Source organism: Streptomyces sp. UNOC14_S4, from assembly GCF_020740835.1.
Classification (GTDB): domain Bacteria; phylum Actinomycetota; class Actinomycetes; order Streptomycetales; family Streptomycetaceae; genus Streptomyces.
The window spans coordinates 1-1,683 of the sequence record NZ_JAINFC010000874.1; the positions used below are offsets into that span (position 1 = coordinate 1).

1 protein-coding gene is annotated in these 1,683 nt (G+C 70.1%); it reads right to left on the reverse strand.

From position 1 onward, the window contains the following. Positions 1-159: 159 nt before the first annotated feature. Positions 160-1,563 (reverse strand): IS1380 family transposase, encoded by a 1,404-nt coding sequence (locus K6I34_RS36645; RefSeq protein WP_229332339.1) that lies wholly within the window; start codon positions 1,561-1,563, stop codon positions 160-162. Between the last annotated feature and the right edge of the window lie 120 nt (positions 1,564-1,683).

Genomic DNA, 1,683 nt, shown 5'->3' on the forward strand with positions numbered 1-1,683 from the left:
TCTAGCCTCGCCGTTTCAGTTGGCCTCGGTCCGGTGTAGTTGATCGTGATCGGCCGGTGTTCGGCCTGTTGCGTGTGCGGGGTCGTGCCGAAGGCCCGACGCTGGGGCCGGGTTCTCCTGGGTCCTTCGGAGTCGTTGGCGGGCAGGGGCGGCGGTTGATCAGTTTGCTGGGCGGGGCAGTATGGCGAGTCGGCTGAAGGCGCTGGCCAGCTCGTTGCGCCAGGGCCAGGTGGCGGAGATCCGCAGGTGCAGGCGGCGCCCGCCGCGGGTGATGCGGGCAGCGGCGTGCAGCAGCCGGTAGCGGATCTTCTTCGGTTCTGCCGTGGTCAGTTCGCCGTCCAGCAGGAGGATCTGGGTCCAGGCGAGCAGGTCGACTGCGGCCAGGGACAGCTCGAGCCATGCCTGGTTGAGCGTGTAGTGGCGGGAGGGGAAGCGGCCGAAGCCGGTGGATTTGCCGCAGCGGATGCGGTCCTCGACGCGGGCGTGCGCGCGGTGGCGGGCTTCCAGAAGCTGCAGGGAGCTGTGGCCGTAAGGGGTGTCGGTGAGGAAGACCTGGTGGCGCATGCCCTCGTCGAGGTCGAAGAGGGAGAGCTGGGCGCCGGGGTGCGGGTGTTCGCGTCGGACGATGATGCGGGTGCCGTCCGGGTAGCCGGTCAGGTCCACCATGCCGGTCAGTTCCGCGACTTCGGCGCCATGGCGCAGGGTGCCGTCCTGTTCGAGGGCGGGGTGCCAGACCTGGCGGGGCAGGTGGCGGATCGCGCGCCGGACGGGCTCGGTGATGTGGTGCCCGACGGAGAAGAAGCTGCGGATCCCGCGTGAGCGCAGGGCGCGGATGTGTGCGAGAAAGGCTTTGGCGGATCCGGCACTGTCGGTGCGGATGAGGATGGTGGTGCCGTGGCGGTGGGCGTCGGGGAGCTGGGCGAGGGCCTGGTCGAGGACGGTGATGTGGTCGTCGGCGGTGTTGGCGGCGGCGTTGCCGGGCCGCAGCAGGCCGGCCAGGGCCTCGCCGGTGTTGTCCAGGAAACACAGCAGCGGGTGGTAGCCGAAGCCGTGCTTGTAGGTGGGGGCTGCGTTCTCCTTCTCGGAGTGGCAGGTGACCAGGGTGGCGTCGATGTCCAGGACGAGTCCGGGCAGTTCGTGCCCGGCCGCCCGCGATGAGGGGATGCCGTTGCGGGTTTCCTCCGCCTGGAGCCAGGCATGCTCACGGGCGGTGGCCCGGGCCGCCCGCAGGGCGCCGAGCGCGGTGGGGGTGATGCCCGCGAGCATTCGCCAGGCGGTGGGGGTGGAGGCGACCGGGCCGAAGACCTCGCTCTGGTCCCGCAGCAGAGCCAGGTCGCCGATCGCTTCGCCGCCGTCGGCGAGCATCACCGCCAGGTCGGCTGCGATCCGTCCGGGATCGTGCCCGGTTCCACGCGGGCGCAAGTGGCGCAGGGCACCGCTGAAGGCACGGGTCAGACCGGTGGCTTCGGCGAGATCGGCAAGCAGGCGTGACCCGGCATGGCTGACCACCCCGCGCCCGTCTGCCGAGACGACGAGCCGGGGACGCGACACGGTAGTCTGCACGCAGAAAGTGCCTTCCTGCTGGGCGGGTTGAGACCTTCGACAAGCCTCATCATCCCAGCTCGGAAGGCACTTTCGTGTTTCCGCCCACCAACCGGACACGGCTGTAATGAAAAGCGCAGG